This is a genomic window from Rhodococcus rhodochrous, assembly GCF_014854695.1.
In the GTDB taxonomy this organism is placed as follows: Bacteria; Actinomycetota; Actinomycetes; order Mycobacteriales; family Mycobacteriaceae; genus Rhodococcus.
On the sequence record NZ_CP027557.1, the window covers coordinates 5,272,537 to 5,289,503 of the forward strand.

Genomic DNA, 16,967 nt, shown 5'->3' on the forward strand with positions numbered 1-16,967 from the left:
AAGCTCCCCACTTCGTCCCAGCGACAGGAGAATCCACAGATGACCGCCACTGCAGAGCCCCAGAGGCGCAGTTTCCCGCGCATCGAGTTCACCGATGCCGAGGCCGGCGCACTGGAGTTCCCGAGTTCGAAGAGCCGCACCTACAACTACTACAAGCCGGCGAAGCTGCGGGCGACGACCTACGAGGACGTCACCGTCGACGTGCAACCCGACCCCGAGCGGCACCTGAGCCAGGGCTGGATCTACGGATTCGGCAACGGCCCCGGAGGCTACCCGAAGGAATGGACGGTCGCGAAATCATCGGACTGGCACCAGTTCCGGGATCCGAACGAGGAGTGGGACCAGTCGATCTACCGCAACAACGCGGCGGTCGTCCGGCAGGTGGACCTGTGCCTGAAGAACGCGAAGCGGGCACGCGCGTACGAGGTGTGGAACACCCCCTGGCTCACGTTCATCGCCCGGAACCTCGGTGCGTGGATGCACGCCGAGAACGGTCTCGGTCTGCACGTGTTCACGTCGATCCAGCGGTCGGGACCGACCAACATGATCAACACCGCGGTGGCGGTCAACGCGGCACACAAGCTGCGGTTCGCGCAGGACCTGGCGCTGTTCAATCTCGACCTCTCCGAATCCGGTGTGCCGTTCGACGGATCGGCCCACAAGGAGGTCTGGCAGTCCGCCCCCGAATGGCAGCCCACCCGCGAAGTGGTCGAACGCCTGACGGCGGTGGGCGACTGGTGCGAACTGCTCTTCGCCACCAACATCGTCTTCGAGCAGCTGGTGGGATCGCTCTTCCGGACCGAGCTGATCATGCAGATCGCCGCCCGCAACGGCGACTACATCACCCCGACGATCGTCGGCACCGGTGAACACGACTACGACCGCGACCTCTCGTACACCCGGGCTCTGTACCGAATGCTCACGCGCGACGAGGAATTCGGTGAATCCAACAAGGAACTGTTCTCGTCGTGGATGAGCACGTGGGTGCCGCGGTGCATCGACGCGGCACGGGCGTTGCAGCCGATCTGGTCGCAGCCGTCCGACAAGGCGATCACCTTCGCCTCGAGCCTCGAAACCGCCCAGTCCAAGTTCCGGTCCCTGCTCGAGGAGATCGGCCTGGAAGCACCGAAGGAGTTGGACCAGTGAGCATGAATTTCGGATCCTCCACCGAATTCTCCAACAAGTGCGGAGTGACGCTCATGAACACTCCGATCGGCCGCGTCGTCGCCGACGTCATGGGTGCGAAGGAGGGAGTGGAACTGACGGAGTACCCGTCGATGATCCGCGTCGACGGCACCAGGTTGCTCGAGTTCGACTACGACGAGCTCACCGAGGCCCTCGGCAGCGAGTTCGACGGATCGATCTTCGAGGAGATCAGCTCGACCCACTACGGACGCATGGTGCATCTCGACGACAGGACCATGTTGTTCGCCAGCCCCGAGGACGCCGCCGAGTACATCGGCTTCGACCTCACCGCGCCCTAGGAATCGAGGTACGACATGTATTCCAAGAACGACGAGAACTACTTCATCGTCGACGCTCACGTACACATCTGGGACGCACGGGCTTCCAACCTGAAGAACATCCACGGCCAGCAGTTCATCGACTGCTTCTACGACTACCACAGGAACCTCAGCCCGCAGGAGGAGGTGTGGGACTTCGACACCTACGCCTACTACGGCAGCGAGAGGTTCATGAAGGACCTGTTCGTCGACGGCTACGTCGACCACGCGATCTTCCAGGCGACGCTGCTGAGCGAGTTCTACAAGACCGGCTTCGGGCAGACCGAGGAGTGCCTCGCCCTCACCCGCAAGCATCCGGGCAAGCTCACCTACAACCACGCCTACGATCCGCGTCACGAGGAGGCCGGCCTCGAACAGTTGCGGCGCGACGCGGAAAGCATGAACCTGCAGGGCGTCAAGCTCTACACGGCCGAATGGTTCGGCGACTCCCGCGGATACAAGCTCGACGACAAGTGGTCGCGCCGTTATCTCGAGGAATGTATCGAGCTGGGCATCAAGAACATCCACGTGCACAAGGGCCCGACCATCAGGCCGCTCGACCGTGATGCCTTCGATGTCGCCGACATCGACAAGGTTGCCACCGACTACACCGACCTGCGGTTCGTCGTCGAGCACGTCGGACTGCCCCGCCTCGAGGACTTCTGCTGGATCGCGACGCAGGAATCCAACGTGTACGGCGGTCTGGCCGTGGCGATCCCGTTCATCCACACCCGCCCGCGCTATTTCGCGCAGATCATCGGCGAGCTGATGTACTGGATCGGCGAGGACAAGATCCTGTTCTCGAGCGACTACGCGCTGTGGACACCACGCTGGCTGATCGAGAAGTTCGTGGACTTCCAGATCCCCGAGGACATGACCGAATACGCACCGCTGACCACCGACCAGAAGAAGAAGATCCTCGGACTCAACGCGGCGGCGCTGTACGACATCGATGTGCCCGCGGAGTTGCGGCTTCCCGAACCGGCCGGACAGGAAGGGGTCGAGGTCGCCGCGGGAGCGCAGGAAGCGGTGTCGTCATGACGGTCGGACCGGTGACGGCCGACGACGTCCTGCGGGCGTTGTCGGACGTCACCGACCCCGAACTGGACGAGCCCATCACCGATCTCGGGTTCGTCCGGTCGGTGGTCCTCGACGACGAGGGCGTCACCGTCCACTTGCGTCTTCCCACGGCCTTCTGCTCACCCAACTTCGCGTACCTGATGGCCTCGGACGCGCAGGACGTGCTCGAGGCCGTCGAAGGGATCGGGCAGGTGCGGGTGCTGCTCGACGACCACCACGACAGCCACAAGATCAACACCGGATTGGCGGCGAACGCCGGCTACCGCGGCACCTTCGGGGTCGAGGCCGTCGACAGCCTCGAGGATCTGCGGCACACCTTCCTGCGCAAGGCCCATCTCGCGGCGCTCGAACGCTGCGTCGAGGCGCTGCTCCGCACCACCGAGCTCACTCTCGACGACCTGCCGTCGCTCACCCTGAGCGACATCCCGCCCGGCCGGTACCGGTCGGCCCTGATCCGGCGACGCCTGGCGCTCGGCCTGACGCTGTGTCCTGCGGGACGGGTCTTCGTCGACGACGACGGCAGAACGATTCCGGCCGAGAAGATTCCGATGCGACTGCGGTTCGCGAAGTCCGTGCGCATCTCCATGGAGGGCAACTCCCACTTCTGCCGGGGACTGCTCGCCACCCGCTACGCCGACGACGACGGGACCGCCGGCCCGCGGATCGTCGACGCCAGATCCACCTCGTCCGTTCCAGTCAGGAGGGTGTCATGAAGGCCGTCCAGGTCGTGGGTTACCACACGAAACTGCAGCTCACCGAGGTGCCGGAACCGAAGATCGAAGGTCCCCTCGACGTGATCGTCCGCATCGGCGGTGCCGGGGTGTGCCGCACCGACATCCACATCCTCGAAGGACAGTGGGCGGAGAAGAGCGGCGTCGAACTGCCGTACACGATCGGCCACGAGAACGCCGGATGGGTGCACGCCGTGGGGAATGCGGTCACGAACGTCGCGGTGGGCGACAAGGTGATCCTGCACCCGCTCATCACGTGCGGTCAGTGCCGCGCGTGCCGCTCCGGCGACGACGTGCACTGCGAGAACAACGCCTTCCCCGGTATCGACACCCACGGTGGCTACGCCGAATACCTGAAGACGACCTCCCGCAGCGTCGTCCGTATCGACGATTCACTCGAACCCGCGGACGTCGCTGCTCTCGCCGATGCGGGCCTGACGGCCTACCACGCAGTCGCCAAGGCAGCCAAGCTTCTTCACCCGGGCGACACCTGCGTGATGATCGGCGCGGGCGGTCTCGGCCACATCGGCATCCAGGTGCTGAAGGCGATCTCGGCGGCCACACTCGTCGTCGTCGACCGCAATCCCGACGCCGTGGAACTCGCCGCCGAGATCGGCGCCGACCACGCGATCGTCGCCGACGGCACCCACATACAGCAGGTCCTCGATCTCACCGGCGGCAACGGAGCCGAGGCCGTCGTGGACTTCGTCGGCGAAGGCGGCGCCACCAAGGAAGGCGTGGCGATGCTGCGACGCGCCGGCAACTACTACGTCGTCGGCTACGGCGAGAACATCGACGTCCCCACCATCGACATCGTCTCGACGGAGATCAACTTCATCGGCAATCTCGTCGGCTCCTACAACGACCTGCAGGACCTGATGGTCCTTGCCGCGCAGGGCAAGGTCACGCTCCACACCACGAAGTACCCGCTCGACCAGTTCCAGCAGGCCATCGACGATCTCGATGCCGGTCGCGTCCGCGGTCGCGCGATCCTCGTTCCCTGATCCCGAACCGCATCGACGAAAGGAAACCGCCATGGCCAAGGATCTGCGGTTCGAACAGGAAGCCCGCACCCTGCTCGAATACGGCGTCAACGCGCTCGCCGACGCGGTGAAGGTGACGCTCGGCCCCAAGGGACGCAACGCCGTCCTGGAGAAGCTCACCGGCCCGCCGACCATCACCAACGACGGCGTCACCATCGCCCGGGAGATCCAGCTGCGCGACCCCTTCGCGAACATGGGGGCGCAGCTGGTCAAGGAAGTCGCGATGAAGACCAACGGGACGGTCGGCGACGGCACTACCACCGCCACCGTGCTCGCGCAGGCCATGGTCCGCGAAGGGCTCCGGGCGGTCGAGGCGGGCGCCAACCCGATGCGTGTGCGTCGCGGCATCGAACGCACCGTGCCCGTCGTCGTCGACGCCGTGCGGGCCCACGCCGTGCAGATCCGCGACCGGCAGGATCTCGCCCGCATCGCGACCCTCGCCGCCAGCGACGACGACGCGATCGGTGAGGTCATCGCCGACGCCGTCGCGCATGTGGGACGCTCCGGCATCGTCACCACCGAAGAGTCCGACACGCTCGGCATGTCGGTGGACGTCGTCGACGGCATCGAGTTCGACCACGGCTACATCTCCGGCTACATGGTCACCGACCCCGAGCGCATGGAGTCGGTCCACGAGAACCCGTTGGTGCTGCTCACCAACAAGAAGATCAGCCAGGTGCAGGACATCATGCCGAGCATCGAGGCGGCCAAGCGCGCCGACCGGCCGCTGGTGGTGCTGGCGGAGGACGTCGACGGACCGGCGCTGCACCTGCTCGTCGGCGGCAACATGCACAAGACGATGCAGTCCGTCGTCGTGCGCGCCCCGGGCTTCGGGCACCGGCGGGTCGCCGAACTCGAGGATCTCGCGGTGGCGCTCGGCGGTCACGTCGTCGCCAAGGACACCGGTATCGAACTGTCCGAGGTCACGCGTGAGCACCTGGGCTCGTGCGATCGCATCACGGTCACCGAGAACGACACGACGATCGTCGGGGGTCACGGCGATCCGAATCTCGTGCAGGCCCGCATCGCGCAGCTCGAGACCCAGCTGCGGCGCGCCCGCATCGACGCCGATCAGGACGCGCTGCAACTGCGGCTGGCACGGCTGACCGGCAGTGTCGCGGTCATCAAGGTCGGTGGCGCGACCAGCGTCGAACTCAAGGAGCGGATGCTGCGGGTCGAGGACGCACTCGCCGCGACCCGCGCGGCTCTCGAGGAAGGTGTCGTCGCCGGTGGCGGCACGGCGCTCGGGCAGGCACACCGGGCACTGGCCGACCTCGACCTTCCGGGCGACGAAGCGGTCGGACGCGACGTGGTGCGGCGGGCGCTCGCCGAACCGATGCGCCGCATCGCGATCAATGCGGGCTTCGACGGCGACCAGGTCGCCGAGGTCGTCGAGGGTCTGCCGCTCGGTCACGGATTCAATGCCCTCACCGGTGAGTACGGCGATATGTTCGACGAGGGCGTGATCGACCCGTTCAAGGTCACCCGGGCGGCCTTCGAGAGCGCGGCGTCGATCGCGGCCCTGCTCATCACCACCGAGACCGCCGTGGTCGAGGAGGTCATGGGTAATCCCGGGGCGATCCCCGCGCCGGGCTTCGGCGACCTCGCCGAAGGCATGATCCGTCCCTCGAACATCTACTGACCGGAGGCGAGATGATCTTCATCGTGGTCCGTTTCAAGGTGAAGCCCGAGTACCAGGACAGCTGGCTCGAGACCACCGCGGAGTTCACCGAAGCAACCCGGGGCGAACCGGGGAACCTGTGGTTCGACTGGTCCCGCAGCGTGGACGATCCGTCCGAATTCGTTCTCGTCGAGGCGTTCCGCGACGGAGATGCCGGAACCGAGCACGTGAAGTCCGATCACTTCCGCAAGGGACTCGACGCGATGCGGCCGGCGCTGAGCGAGACCCCGCGCATCCTCAACACGGAGATCCCGGGCACCGAGTGGGCCCGGATGGGCGAACTCCGGATCGACTGATCGACCGCATCGAGACCGACGTCGTGTGCGAGATTCGTCGGGGATTTCGCACACGACGTCGGTCTCGGTGTGCGCCCATAGGTTTGTCCTAACGTTTCGTACGGCTGCAGGTCTTTGTGGCAGCAGTCACGGTCGTGATCGACTGGACCGGCGTGGACGGCATGTCCGCGCGTCGGCCGTGTCGATCAGGAGCGTGATGTGAGCGAGTTGCACCTTCCCAACCGAATCCGGCAGCTGGCAGTCGAGCATCCGGATCGTGCGGCGGTCAGCTCCGGCGGAACGACCCTCACCTACTCCGAGTTCGACGCGCTCACCAACCGCGTCGCCTCGGCACTCGCGACCGTTCCGGCGACGTCCATGCGCATCGGTGCGCTGCTGCGCATGGGCCTGCCCGGCGCGGCCTCGTTCGTCGGCTGCGCCAAGGCCGGGCTCGTCTTCACCCCGCTCAACTGGCGCCTGAATCCGGACGAGATCGCCGACATCGCCGACGACGCGCAGCTCGACGTCCTGATCGTCGAGGACGAGTTCGCCGCATCCGCCCGTGCTGCCACCGCGGTCCTGCCCGACGCACAGATCGTCGTGGTCGGCGACGCCTCCACCGTTCCCGGCGCACGCTCGTGGGACGACTTCGTCGCCTCCGGTGACGACATCGATCCCGGCTTCGGCGACGACCCACGGACCGAGGTGCTGCAGCTCTACACCTCGGGCACCACCGGTCGTCCCAAAGGTGTTGTGGCGACACATCACAACCTGTTCAACGAACCGCAGAACTTCGCGCTGTACGAGTTCACCGAGGACTCGGTGTCCCTCGACGCGCTGCCCCTGTTCCATATCGCCGGCGCCGGCTGGATGAGCACGACCCTGTCGGCGGGTCTGCACCTGGTGCTGCTCGGCGAGATGCGCCCGAACCTTGTGGCGGCAGCCATCTCCGAGCACGGCATCACCCACGCATTCCTCGTGCCGTCGGTGATCAACATGCTCGTGGAGATGCCCGACCTGTCGGACTACGACCTGTCGACGCTGCGCCTGGTGGCCTACGGCGCCTCCCCCATCACGCCCACCCAGCTCGCCCGCGCCATGGACACCCTCGGCTGCCGCTTCGTCCAGCGTTACGGCATGACCGAGACGATGGGTGCCCTCACGGCCCTGCGTGCCGACGACCACGACCCGCACGGATCCCGCTCGTACCTGCTGCGTTCGGCCGGCAGCCCGCTCCCCGGTGTCGAGGTCGAGATCCGCGACATCGCTACAGGTGAACCGCTTCCCGACGGTCAGACCGGCGAGATCGTCTGCCGGTCGCGCAACAACACGTCGGGCTACTGGCGTCGCGACGCCGAGAACGCGGCCCTGTTCACGGCCGACGGTTTCCTGCGCACCGGCGACGCCGGACACATCGACTCCGACGGCTACCTGTTCGTCACCGACCGCGTGAAAGACATGATCATCTCGGGTGGCGAGAACGTCTACCCGATCGAGGTCGAATCCGTCCTGTCCGAACACCCCGCCGTCGCGGAGGTCGCCGTCGTCGGTGTGCCCGACGACCGTTGGGGTGAGGCCGTCACCGCCGTCGTGCGGGTCGCGCCGGGCGCATCCCGCCCGACCGAGGACGAACTCCTCCAATTCACGGTGGAGCGACTCGCGTCCTACAAGAAGCCCCGGCACATCCACTTCGTCGACGAACTGCCCCGCAACGCGAGCGGAAAGATCCTCAAGCGCACACTGCGTAACGAGTTCGCTCCCGTGCAGGAGGGAACGACGCCATGATCGTCACCGAGGACCTCGGCGCCGTCCAGCGTGAAGCATGGGCCGCCGGAGTACTGCCGCCCGTCGAGGAAGTGCGTCCGGGACTGTGGTCGATCCCGGTCCCGATGCCGAAGAACCCGCTGCGGTACGTACTCTCGTACGCGCTCGCACTCGACGACGGTCTCGCTCTGATCGACCTCGGTATGGACACCGAGGAGTCGTGGGACACCCTCGTCGCCGGTGTCGCCGCGACCGGCCACCACATCACCGACGTGCGCTACGCGGCGATCACCCACCTGCATCCCGACCATTTCGGTCTGGCACCCCGCCTGAAGGAGACGACCGGCGCCGTCATCGCGATGCACGCCGCCGACGCCACCGCCCTCGGGCACTTCACCCCGGAGGATGTCGCCGCCGACAAGGAAGCATGGCGCGTGGACCTCACCGGGCTCGGCGCACCGTCCGAGGTGGTCGAAGCCGCCCGCTTCGAACTCGTGCGCTTCCCCGAAGGCGAGAGCGCCGATGTAGTTCTCGCCCACGGTGATCGACTCGATCTCCCCGGATGGAACATCGAAGCGGTGTGGACACCCGGCCACACACCCGGACATCTTGCGTTCGTCGACCGCGACCGCGACCTGCTGTTCAGCGGCGACCACATGCTCCCGCGCATCAGCCCCAACATCTCCTCGGGCCCCGGCGAACTGGGCGACCCACTGCACCGCTACCTGTTGTCGCTGCACGCGACGACGGCCCTGCCGGACTGCGAGGTACTACCGGCTCACGAGTACCGCTTCCGCGGAATCACCGAGCGTGCACGCCAACTCATGGACCACCACGAGGTCCGTCTCGACGAGATCCGCGAAGCCGTCGCCGTCCGGCCCGAATCGACGGCCTGGGAGATCACGACCCGCGTCACCTGGTCGCGCCCCATCGACGCGATGGATCCCCGGCTGCAGCGCCTCGCCGTCCGCGAGACCCAGGCCCATCTCATCGTTCTCGCCGATCGAGGCGACATCCGTTCCGACGGCGGAACTCCCGCCCGCTGGACTCTCTCCGCTCCGACCGATACGAAGGAAAACTGACATGAGCGTTGTCCTCACCGAATTCGCCGACGGCGTCGCGGTGTTCACCCTCAACCGCCCCGAGGCCAAGAACGCCGTGAACCTCGAGGTCTCGGAGGCGCTGGCCGCGGCCATCGACGAGTTCGAGGCACGTCCCGACCTGACCATCGGCATCCTCACCGGCGCCGGCGGAACGTTCTGCGCCGGAATGGACCTGAAGGCGTTCGCGCGCGGTGAGAAGCCGTCGATCCCCGGTCGGGGATTCGGTGGCATCACCGAGGCACCGCCGAGCAAGCCGCTCATCGCCGCCGTCGAGGGCTGGGCTCTGGCCGGTGGATGCGAACTCGCCCTGTCCGCCGACCTGATCGTCGCGTCGCGCGAAGCGAAGTTCGGTATCCCCGAGGTCAAGCGCGGACTCGCCGCGGCGGCCGGTGGCCTGCTGCGCCTGCCGAAGATCCTGCCCTACCCGCTCGCGATGGAGCTGGCCATCACCGGTGACCCGCTCACCGCCGAGGTCGCCCACCAGCACGGTCTGGTCAACCGCGTCACCGAGCCCGGTGAGGCACTCACCGTGGCAAAGGAACTCGCCGCCCGCGTCGCGGTGAACGGCCCCCTCGCCGTCAAGGCCACCAAGCAGGTCGTCGCGATGGCCGCCAACTACACCGACCCCGATGCCTTCGTCGCGCAGCGCAAGTTCATCGACCCGGTCTTCGCGTCGGCCGACGCCAAGGAAGGCGCTCGGGCGTTCGCCGAGAAGCGCGCACCGGTCTGGAAGGGCGAGTAGGAATGTCGGACGTGCTGGTCGCGCAGGACGGCTCGGTCGCCACGATCACGCTGAGTCGACCGGAGCGCAAGAACGCGATGACGCTCGATGCATGGCGATCGTTGCGTGAGACGTTCGGTGCGCTCCAGCACGACGACTCCGTCCGCGCAGTGATCCTCACCGGCGCCGGTGGCGACTTCTGCACCGGCGCCGACATGGAACGGCGCGACTCCACCCATCCCCTCGACCGCATGCGGGAGATCAACGCGACGGCGCTCGCCGTCGCCGAGTTCTCCAAACCGCTGGTCGCGCAGGTCGAGGGGTATGCGGTGGGCGCCGGATGGAACATGGCGCTGCTGTGCGACGTGGTCGTCGCCTCCCGGACGGCGAAGTTCAGCCAGATCTTCGCGCGGCGCGGACTGTCGGTCGACTTCGGCGGATCGTGGATCCTGCCGCGCCTCGTCGGATTGCACCAGGCGAAGCGTCTGGTCATGCTCGCCGACATCGTGAGCGCCGAGGAAGCGTACGGCCTCGGGCTGGTGACCGAGCTCGTCGAGCCCGACGCCCTCGCCGGTCGCGCCGCCGAACTGGCCGCGCGACTGGCCGCCGCCCCACCGGTCGCGGTGAGCATGTCGGCGCGGATGCTCGAGCAGGGTTCGTCGCTCACGCTCCGCGAGGCACTCGAGAACGAGGCGCGTTCGCAGGCGGTCAATCACGCCACCGACGCGCCCGACGCGATGCGCGCCTTCGTCGAGAAACGCGAGCCGTCGTTCACCGGCGGATGGCAGGTACCGCGCCCGGTCGACACCCCTTCCTGACGGTTACGTGCGGGACGATTCGGGGCGTCACCTACGATAATCGGGTGGACCTGCACCTCGTGACCTATTTCGTGGCCGTCGTCGACCACGGCGGAATCACGAAAGCTGCTCAGGCACTCTATATTTCGCAGCCATCGTTATCGCAGGCCATCCGCACCCTCGAACGACGGCTCGGCACGACCCTGTTCGACCGCACCGGCCGACGGCTCACCCTCACCGAGGACGGTCGTGTCCTCGAGGTCGCCGCGCGCCGCATCCTGGCCGACGTCGAGCGGGCGAAACAGAAGGTCGCGGCGGTGCGCGACCTCGAGGCCGGTCGCGTCGAGATCGTCACCTTCGCGACGTTCTCGATCCACCCCGTCATCGAGTTCGTCCAGCGCTTCCGTCAGCGCTACCCCAACCTGACCGTGCGGGTGAACGACGCCGAAGGGCCTCCCGGGGTCCACGCGGCGCTGCGCCGCGGCGAGGCGGAGATCGGCATCACCGACCTGTCGGTCGAGCACGCCGGCATGATCACCGTCCCCGTCCTCGAGCAGGAGATGGTGCTCGCCCTGCATCCCGACCTCGCCGCCGACGTGCCCGACCCGGTCACCCGGGCCCAGGTCCGCGACTTCCCGCTGGTCCTCGACCTCGGCTCCCGGGCAAGCGCCGCGCGGACCGGTGAACTGCTCGGCGAGCAGAACGTCGTCGTCGACTGCGCCAACCAGGCCGCCCTGTGGCAGTTCGTCGAGCGCGGCACCGCCGGGACGGTCGTTCCGCGTCGCGTCGCCGAGAAGCAGATCCCCGGTGCGGTCATCCGGCCGCTGGACCCGCCGTTCCGGCGTCCCGTCGGGTTGGTGATGCGCCCCGGCGATCTGTCCCCCGCTGCCGCCGCATTCGTGGCGACCACCACCGGCACCTCCTGGGAAGCGTGACGACATGGAGTTCCGTCAGGTCGAATACTTCCTCGCCGTCGTGGAGAACGACGGCATCAACGGCGCGGCCGCCGAGCTCGGCGTCGCCCAGCCCACCGTCTCCCAGGCACTGCGCAGCCTCGAGCGCGAGCTGGGCGTGCAACTGTTCCACCGCATCGGGCGCGGCATGGTGCTCACCGCGGCGGGCAAGGCGCTGATCGGCCCGAGCCGGCAGATCCTCCGCGATGTGAACGCGGTCGAGGAGCTGCTCACCGTGTCGACGACCGAGGTGACGGGCCGACTGGATCTGATGGTCTTCCCCGCTCTCGCGACCGGCCCGATCGTCGACCTGGTCTCCGAGTTCCGCCGCCTCCATCCCAAGGTCACCGCGCGCCTCGGTGATCTGCGTGCGGAGGAGTTCACCGCGTCGGTCATCCACGACGGACACTGCGAGTTCGTCGTCACCCACCTGCCCGTCGAGGACGAGGTGGGTCTCGAGATCATCGAACTCGGACAGACCGAATACTGGCTCGCCTATCCCCCCGGCACCGACCTGCCACCCGGGCCGCTGTCCTTGGCCGAACTCCCCGACATCCCGATGGTGTTCGTTCCCCGGGGAATGGGATCGGTGAGCGACGCGATCGACTACGCGATGCGACAGGCCGAGGTGCGCCGTCCCATCTCCGTGCTCACCGATCATCGCGAGGCCCGCCTGCCGATGGTGCTCGCGGGGCTCGGCGGGTCGTTCGTCGAACGGTCCCTCGCCGAGTCGGTCCAGGACATCGCGGTGGTCCGTCCGTGCGAGCCGGCCTTCGCGCAGTCGTACGGACTGGTGTTCGACCCGGTTTCACTGTCGAGAGCGGGACGCGCCTTCGTCGACTTCGTACGGTCGTCCGAGGAGACAGCCCCGGTCGAGTGAGTTCGTCGGGACGGTGACATCCGGAGGTCCGGGCGCGACCATAGGTGGGTACGACGTCCACTTCCGTCCTCGGGAGATGATCCGTATGTCCACTTCGACCTCCTCCCCCGTCCACCTCGACTCCGTCGACACCTACGCGCAGCGCGTCCTCGATTCCGTCCTCGGCACCATGGACACCCTCATGATCCTGATCGGCGACCGGCTCGGCTGGTACCGAAGCCTCGCCGACGACGGGCCTGCGACGGCCGACGAACTGGCCGAACGCACCGGCACGCACCCGCGGTACACCCGTGAGTGGCTCGAGCAGCAGGCCGTGACCGGTCTGCTCGACGTCGACGACGGCGATCCCCCGCGCTTCGCTCTGTCGTCGGCCGGTCGCGAAGTGCTCACCGATCCACGCAACCTGGCGTACATGGCGCCGCTCGCCCGGATGATCGTCGGCGCGACCATGCAACTACCCGGCCTGCTCGAGGCCTACCGCAACGGCGGCGGAGTGAGCTGGAGTCAGTTCGGCCGCGACGTGTGCGAGTCGCAGGCCGACGCGAACAGGCCGCTGTTCGAGAAGGCCCTGCCCGATGCCCTGCGGTCGGTACCGGAGGTCGACCGGGTGCTCGGACAACCGGGCGCGCAGATCGCCGACATCGGCTGCGGCGGAGGATGGTCGACGATCACGATCGCACGCACCTATCCGGAGGCGAAGGTGCAGGGCTTCGACATCGATGCCCCGTCGGTCGAGATGGCCCGGTCGAACCTCGCGGAGAATGCCGATGTGGCGCAACGCGTCACGTTCACGCAGTGCGACGCGTCCGAACTGCCCGGCGGAAACTTCCACGCGGCCTTCGCGTTCGAATGCGTCCACGACATGCCGCAACCGGTCGAGGTACTGGCTGCCGTGCGACGTTCGCTCGCACCCGGCGGGTTCATGATCGTCATGGACGAAGCGGTCGCCGACACCTTCACCGCACCCGGCGACGACGTCGAACGGCTCATGTACGGCTACAGCCTCACCATCTGCCTCCCCGACGGCATGAGCCACACACCGAGCGCCGGGACAGGCACCGTCATGCGTCCCGCGACCCTGCGCCGCTACGCCCTCGACGCCGGTTTCACCGAGGTCGACGTGCTCCCCATCGAGGACTTCGGCTTCTTCCGCTTCTACCTCCTCCGCACCGAATAGCGGCGCCCGCCGGAACTTCGGGGAGGTTGTGGTCGCGTTTTTCGAAATGCACGCACACAACCTCCCCGAAGTTCGGCTCAGACGGGCGCACCGGCCGCTCCCAGAGCACGCCGCACCCGTTCGACGAAGACTTCGGGGCGCCGGTAGAGGAGGTCGGCACCGACCCTGATGACCGTCCACCCCAGTTCGGGCAGCACCGCGTACCGGTCGATGTCGCGGGTCCGCTGAGTGGGGTCGGTCCAGTGCTGCACGCCGTCGTACTCCACGAGCACCCGCCACCGCTTCCATCCCATGTCGGCTCGCGCCACGAACTCGTCGCCGTCGAAGATCTCGATCTGGGTCTCCGGCGGTGGGAGACCGGCACGGACGAGAAGCAGACGCGTATGGGTCTCGGGTGGTGACGCAGCTCCACCGTCGACGAGGGCAAGTACCCGCGGCACGGCACCGATACCGTGTGCCCCCTTGCTCCTCGTCGCGAGTTCCTCGATCTCACGAACCTTCAGGCCGGTCGCGTTGCAGAGCGCGTCGATCGTTTCGACGGCCCGGTCGAGCGGCATTCGTCGGGCGAGATCGAAGGCGGTCTGCGCAGGTGTGGTCGCGACCATCCCGCCGACCACGCAGGTGTCGAGCTTCGGCGCGCGTCGGACCGAGATTCCCGGCACCGACCGGACGTGATCGGAGCGGACGAGTTCGGCCGCCGCATCAGGGTCGAGCCACCGAGTGCCGTGCACGGCAGCGGCAGAGACTCCCGCGAGGACGCCACGGCTCTGCGACCACAACCATGCCGCCTTCGCGCGCAGCAGCGGGGTCGCCGGTATCCCTCGTCGGATGTAGACGTCGCGGTGGAGGTGGACGAAGTCGCGTGCGAGCCGATGCCGCGTGACGAGGCCGGCTACGAGTGCCGCACGCCCCGAGAACGGTTCGTCGAAGTCGATCACGCGCCGAGCATGCCGGGCGCGACTCCCGTCCGGACGCCGCATCGGGGCCCGGTTGTGGACAACCCGACGTCATCCCCAGGCCGGTCATCTGCGACGAAAGAAGTTCGGGGAGGTTGTGTCCAGGTTTTTCGAAGAACCGGACACAACCTCCCCGAACCCGGGAGCTGTCTGCTTACGCGACGCGCTCGAAGATCGCTGCCAGACCCTGGCCGCCGCCGATGCACATGGTCTCGAGGCCGTAGCGGGCCTCGCGACGGTGCAGCTCGCGGGCGAGGGTGGCGAGCATGCGTCCGCCGGTCGCGCCGACCGGGTGGCCGAGCGAGATGCCGGAGCCGTGGACGTTGGTGCGCTCGAAGTCGGCCTTGCCGAACTTCCACTCGCGGGTCACGGCGAGGGCCTGCGCGGCGAACGCCTCGTTGAGTTCGATGAGGTCGACGTCGGCGAGGGTGATGCCCGCCTTGGCGAGGGCGACCTCGGTGGCCGGCACGGGACCGATGCCCATGACTTTGGGCTCGACGCCCGCCACACCCCACGAGACGAACCGCACCAGCGGGGTCAGGCCCAGCTCGGCGGCCTTCTCCGGGGTGGTGACGATCGCCATGGACGCGGCGTCGTTCTGGCCGCTGGCGTTGCCGGCGGTGACGGTGGCCTCGGGGTCCTGCTTGCCCATGATCGGCTTCAGCTTGGCGAGGGTCTCCAGGCTGATGTCGGGGCGCGGGTGCTCGTCGGTGTCGATGACCTCGTCGCCCTTACGGCTGCTGACCGTGACGGGGATGATCTCCTCGGCGAGGATGCCGTTCTTCTGGGCGTGGACGGCACGCAGGTGCGAGTTCAGGGCGAGCTCGTCCTGCTCGTCGCGGGAGATCGAGTACTCGCGACGCAGGTTCTCCGCGGTCTCGATCATGCCGCCGGGCACCGGATAGAAGCGGCCACCGGCGGTCGAGCGAGCGCGGACCAGACCGTCGTGCATCTGCACGCCGGTGCGGGCGCCGCCCCAGCGGATGTCGGTGGAGTAGAACGCGGCGTTGCTCATCGACTCGGTGCCACCGGCGACGACGAGATCGTGGTCGCCGTTACCGACCTGGAAAGCGGCCTGGATGACGGCCTGCAGGCCCGAACCACAACGGCGGTCGATGTGCATGCCGGGCACCGTGATCGGCAGACCGGCGTCGAGGGCGACGACGCGGCCGATGGCCGGGGCCTCGCTGTTGCCGTTGCAGTGGCCGAGGATGACGTCCTGAACCTGTTCGGGTGCAACACCGGTGCGCTCGAGCAGACCCTTCAGTGCCGCGACACCGAGATCGACTGCGGTGAGGGACTTGAACATTCCGCCGTAGCGGCCGATCGGGGTACGGACCGGCTCGCAGATGACTACTTCGCGCATGATGACCTTTCGGGAAGAGAGTGAGATGACGGGCGGACCGTCACATGAAGCGGCCGCCGGTGACCTCGAGGACGGTGCCGGTCATGTAGGAGGACATGTCTGACGCCAGGAACAGTGCGACGGAGGCGATCTCGTCGACCTCACCGGGGCGGCCCATGGGGATCTCGGCCATCTTCTGGTCCCACGCCTTCTGCGGCATGGCCTCGGTCATCGCCGAACGGATCAGGCCGGGCTGGATCGCGTTGACCCGGACGCCGTGGTGCGCCATTTCCTTGGCGGCGGCCTTGGTCAGGCCGACGATGCCCGCCTTGGCGGCGGAGTAGTTGGTCTGGCCGACCATGCCGACCTTGCCGGACAGCGAGGAGATGTTGACGATCGCGCCACGCTTGGCCTCACGCATGATCGCGGCGGCCTTGCGGGTGCCGTGCCAGGTGCCCTTGAGGTGCACCGAGATGACCAGGTCGAAGTCCTCTTCGGTCATCGTGCGCATGGTCGCGTCGCGGGTGATACCGGCGTTGTTGACCACCACGTCGAGCGAACCGAACCCGTCGACGGCCTCGGCGAGGAGGGTGTCCCAGTCGGCGGACTCGACGACGTTGGCACGCACGGCCCGGGCGACGTCGCGGCCACCGAGCTTCTCGGCGGCGGCGGTGGCGGCATCGAGGTCGAGGTCGCCGATCACGACGCGAGCGCCGGCGTCGACGAACTCCTGCGCGATGGCGAAGCCGATTCCCTGAGCGCCACCGGTGATCACGGCAGTGCGGTTCTCCAACAGAGACATCTACGATTCCTTTCGGCGGGGCTCGGGACGGCCCCCAGACAAGTCGATGCTCCGAATATAACGGCGATCCGGCCCGCGGAACGGTCTCGATCCATCGACAATGCCTATACGGGAATGGCGCCATTCGTATTGGACACCTCCCGGCGGCCGCACGAAG

Annotated in this window: 17 protein-coding genes; 14 read left to right on the forward strand and 3 right to left on the reverse strand. The window is 67.5% G+C overall.

Features of this window, described 5'->3' with window-relative positions; translation table 11 throughout:
* The first annotated feature begins 39 nt into the window (after nucleotides 1-39).
* From C6Y44_RS24075 to C6Y44_RS24140, 14 genes are all read left to right on the forward strand, one after another.
* Complete coding sequence (locus C6Y44_RS24075) at nucleotides 40-1,146, forward strand: aromatic/alkene monooxygenase hydroxylase subunit beta (protein ID WP_145690506.1); 1,107 nt, start codon at nucleotides 40-42, stop codon at nucleotides 1,144-1,146.
* Nucleotides 1,143-1,484, forward strand: a complete 342-nt coding sequence (gene mimD / locus C6Y44_RS24080; RefSeq protein ID WP_174246967.1) for a propane 2-monooxygenase effector subunit MimD — start codon at nucleotides 1,143-1,145, stop codon at nucleotides 1,482-1,484. The genes C6Y44_RS24075 and mimD overlap by 4 nt, the downstream gene beginning before the upstream one ends.
* Nucleotides 1,485-1,499: 15 nt before the next feature.
* Nucleotides 1,500-2,543 (forward strand): amidohydrolase family protein, encoded by a 1,044-nt coding sequence (locus C6Y44_RS24085; RefSeq protein ID WP_016692546.1) that lies wholly within the window; start codon nucleotides 1,500-1,502, stop codon nucleotides 2,541-2,543.
* Nucleotides 2,540-3,295 carry an iron-sulfur cluster assembly protein gene (locus C6Y44_RS24090; RefSeq protein WP_159417208.1) on the forward strand — a complete coding sequence of 252 codons (756 nt, stop codon included), beginning with the start codon at nucleotides 2,540-2,542 and terminating at the stop codon, nucleotides 3,293-3,295. The genes C6Y44_RS24085 and C6Y44_RS24090 overlap by 4 nt, the downstream gene beginning before the upstream one ends.
* The gene (locus C6Y44_RS24095; protein WP_120280837.1) at nucleotides 3,292-4,317 is read left to right on the forward strand and encodes an NAD(P)-dependent alcohol dehydrogenase; all 1,026 of its coding nucleotides are present in this window, start codon (nucleotides 3,292-3,294) and stop codon (nucleotides 4,315-4,317) included. The genes C6Y44_RS24090 and C6Y44_RS24095 overlap by 4 nt, the downstream gene beginning before the upstream one ends.
* 31 nt (nucleotides 4,318-4,348) lie before the next feature.
* Nucleotides 4,349-5,998 (forward strand): chaperonin GroEL, encoded by a 1,650-nt coding sequence (groL, locus tag C6Y44_RS24100; RefSeq protein ID WP_159417207.1) that lies wholly within the window; start codon nucleotides 4,349-4,351, stop codon nucleotides 5,996-5,998.
* Between the two features lie 11 nt (nucleotides 5,999-6,009).
* The gene (locus C6Y44_RS24105; RefSeq protein ID WP_159417206.1) at nucleotides 6,010-6,333 is read left to right on the forward strand and encodes a putative quinol monooxygenase; all 324 of its coding nucleotides are present in this window, start codon (nucleotides 6,010-6,012) and stop codon (nucleotides 6,331-6,333) included.
* 198 nt (nucleotides 6,334-6,531) lie between these two features.
* Complete coding sequence (locus tag C6Y44_RS24110; RefSeq protein ID WP_159417205.1) at nucleotides 6,532-8,097, forward strand: long-chain-fatty-acid--CoA ligase; 1,566 nt, start codon at nucleotides 6,532-6,534, stop codon at nucleotides 8,095-8,097.
* Nucleotides 8,094-9,158, forward strand: a complete 1,065-nt coding sequence (locus tag C6Y44_RS24115; protein WP_159417204.1) for an MBL fold metallo-hydrolase — start codon at nucleotides 8,094-8,096, stop codon at nucleotides 9,156-9,158. The genes C6Y44_RS24110 and C6Y44_RS24115 overlap by 4 nt, the downstream gene beginning before the upstream one ends.
* A 1-nt stretch (nucleotide 9,159) precedes the next feature.
* Complete coding sequence (locus C6Y44_RS24120) at nucleotides 9,160-9,921, forward strand: crotonase/enoyl-CoA hydratase family protein (RefSeq protein ID WP_159417203.1); 762 nt, start codon at nucleotides 9,160-9,162, stop codon at nucleotides 9,919-9,921.
* A gap of 2 nt (nucleotides 9,922-9,923) precedes the next feature.
* On the forward strand, nucleotides 9,924-10,718 hold the full coding sequence (locus C6Y44_RS24125; RefSeq protein WP_120280840.1) for an enoyl-CoA hydratase/isomerase family protein: 795 nt from the start codon (nucleotides 9,924-9,926) through the stop codon (nucleotides 10,716-10,718).
* Nucleotides 10,719-10,762: 44 nt separating this feature from the next.
* Nucleotides 10,763-11,632 (forward strand): LysR family transcriptional regulator, encoded by an 870-nt coding sequence (locus C6Y44_RS24130; protein WP_120280841.1) that lies wholly within the window; start codon nucleotides 10,763-10,765, stop codon nucleotides 11,630-11,632.
* Between the two features lie 4 nt (nucleotides 11,633-11,636).
* A complete protein-coding gene (locus C6Y44_RS24135) occupies nucleotides 11,637-12,530 on the forward strand; it encodes a LysR family transcriptional regulator (RefSeq protein WP_120280842.1) in 894 nt (297 codons plus the stop codon).
* A gap of 76 nt (nucleotides 12,531-12,606) precedes the next feature.
* Complete coding sequence (locus C6Y44_RS24140) at nucleotides 12,607-13,707, forward strand: class I SAM-dependent methyltransferase (protein ID WP_404817780.1); 1,101 nt, start codon at nucleotides 12,607-12,609, stop codon at nucleotides 13,705-13,707.
* A gap of 77 nt (nucleotides 13,708-13,784) precedes the next feature.
* On the opposite strand, the gene C6Y44_RS24145 is transcribed toward C6Y44_RS24140, so the two are convergent.
* The 3 genes from C6Y44_RS24145 to fabG all read right to left on the reverse strand — a co-directional run bounded on the left by C6Y44_RS24145 (nucleotide 13,785) and on the right by fabG (nucleotide 16,810).
* A complete protein-coding gene (locus C6Y44_RS24145; RefSeq protein WP_159417201.1) occupies nucleotides 13,785-14,645 on the reverse strand; it encodes an endonuclease domain-containing protein in 861 nt (286 codons plus the stop codon).
* Between the two features lie 172 nt (nucleotides 14,646-14,817).
* Complete coding sequence (locus tag C6Y44_RS24150; RefSeq protein ID WP_159417200.1) at nucleotides 14,818-16,029, reverse strand: acetyl-CoA C-acetyltransferase; 1,212 nt, start codon at nucleotides 16,027-16,029, stop codon at nucleotides 14,818-14,820.
* A gap of 40 nt (nucleotides 16,030-16,069) precedes the next feature.
* Nucleotides 16,070-16,810 (reverse strand): 3-oxoacyl-ACP reductase FabG, encoded by a 741-nt coding sequence (fabG, locus tag C6Y44_RS24155; protein ID WP_016695803.1) that lies wholly within the window; start codon nucleotides 16,808-16,810, stop codon nucleotides 16,070-16,072.
* Nucleotides 16,811-16,967: the final 157 nt, after the last annotated feature.

Bases quoted from the DNA above. Each gene is read 5' to 3' on its own strand.
- groL (WP_159417207.1), top strand. From the start codon at position 4,349: ATGGCCAAGGATCTGCGGTTCGAACAGGAAGCCCGCACCCTGCTCGAA.
- C6Y44_RS24135 (WP_120280842.1), top strand. From the start codon at position 11,637: ATGGAGTTCCGTCAGGTCGAATACTTCCTCGCCGTCGTGGAGAACGAC.
- fabG (WP_016695803.1), bottom strand. From the start codon at position 16,810: ATGTCTCTGTTGGAGAACCGCACTGCCGTGATCACCGGTGGCGCTCAG.
- C6Y44_RS24075 (WP_145690506.1), top strand. From the start codon at position 40: ATGACCGCCACTGCAGAGCCCCAGAGGCGCAGTTTCCCGCGCATCGAG.
- C6Y44_RS24125 (WP_120280840.1), top strand. From the start codon at position 9,924: ATGTCGGACGTGCTGGTCGCGCAGGACGGCTCGGTCGCCACGATCACG.
- C6Y44_RS24115 (WP_159417204.1), top strand. From the start codon at position 8,094: ATGATCGTCACCGAGGACCTCGGCGCCGTCCAGCGTGAAGCATGGGCC.
- C6Y44_RS24085 (WP_016692546.1), top strand. From the start codon at position 1,500: ATGTATTCCAAGAACGACGAGAACTACTTCATCGTCGACGCTCACGTA.
- C6Y44_RS24105 (WP_159417206.1), top strand. From the start codon at position 6,010: ATGATCTTCATCGTGGTCCGTTTCAAGGTGAAGCCCGAGTACCAGGAC.
- C6Y44_RS24140 (WP_404817780.1), top strand. From the start codon at position 12,607: ATGATCCGTATGTCCACTTCGACCTCCTCCCCCGTCCACCTCGACTCC.
- C6Y44_RS24120 (WP_159417203.1), top strand. From the start codon at position 9,160: ATGAGCGTTGTCCTCACCGAATTCGCCGACGGCGTCGCGGTGTTCACC.
- C6Y44_RS24150 (WP_159417200.1), bottom strand. From the start codon at position 16,029: ATGCGCGAAGTAGTCATCTGCGAGCCGGTCCGTACCCCGATCGGCCGC.
- C6Y44_RS24095 (WP_120280837.1), top strand. From the start codon at position 3,292: ATGAAGGCCGTCCAGGTCGTGGGTTACCACACGAAACTGCAGCTCACC.
- C6Y44_RS24090 (WP_159417208.1), top strand. From the start codon at position 2,540: ATGACGGTCGGACCGGTGACGGCCGACGACGTCCTGCGGGCGTTGTCG.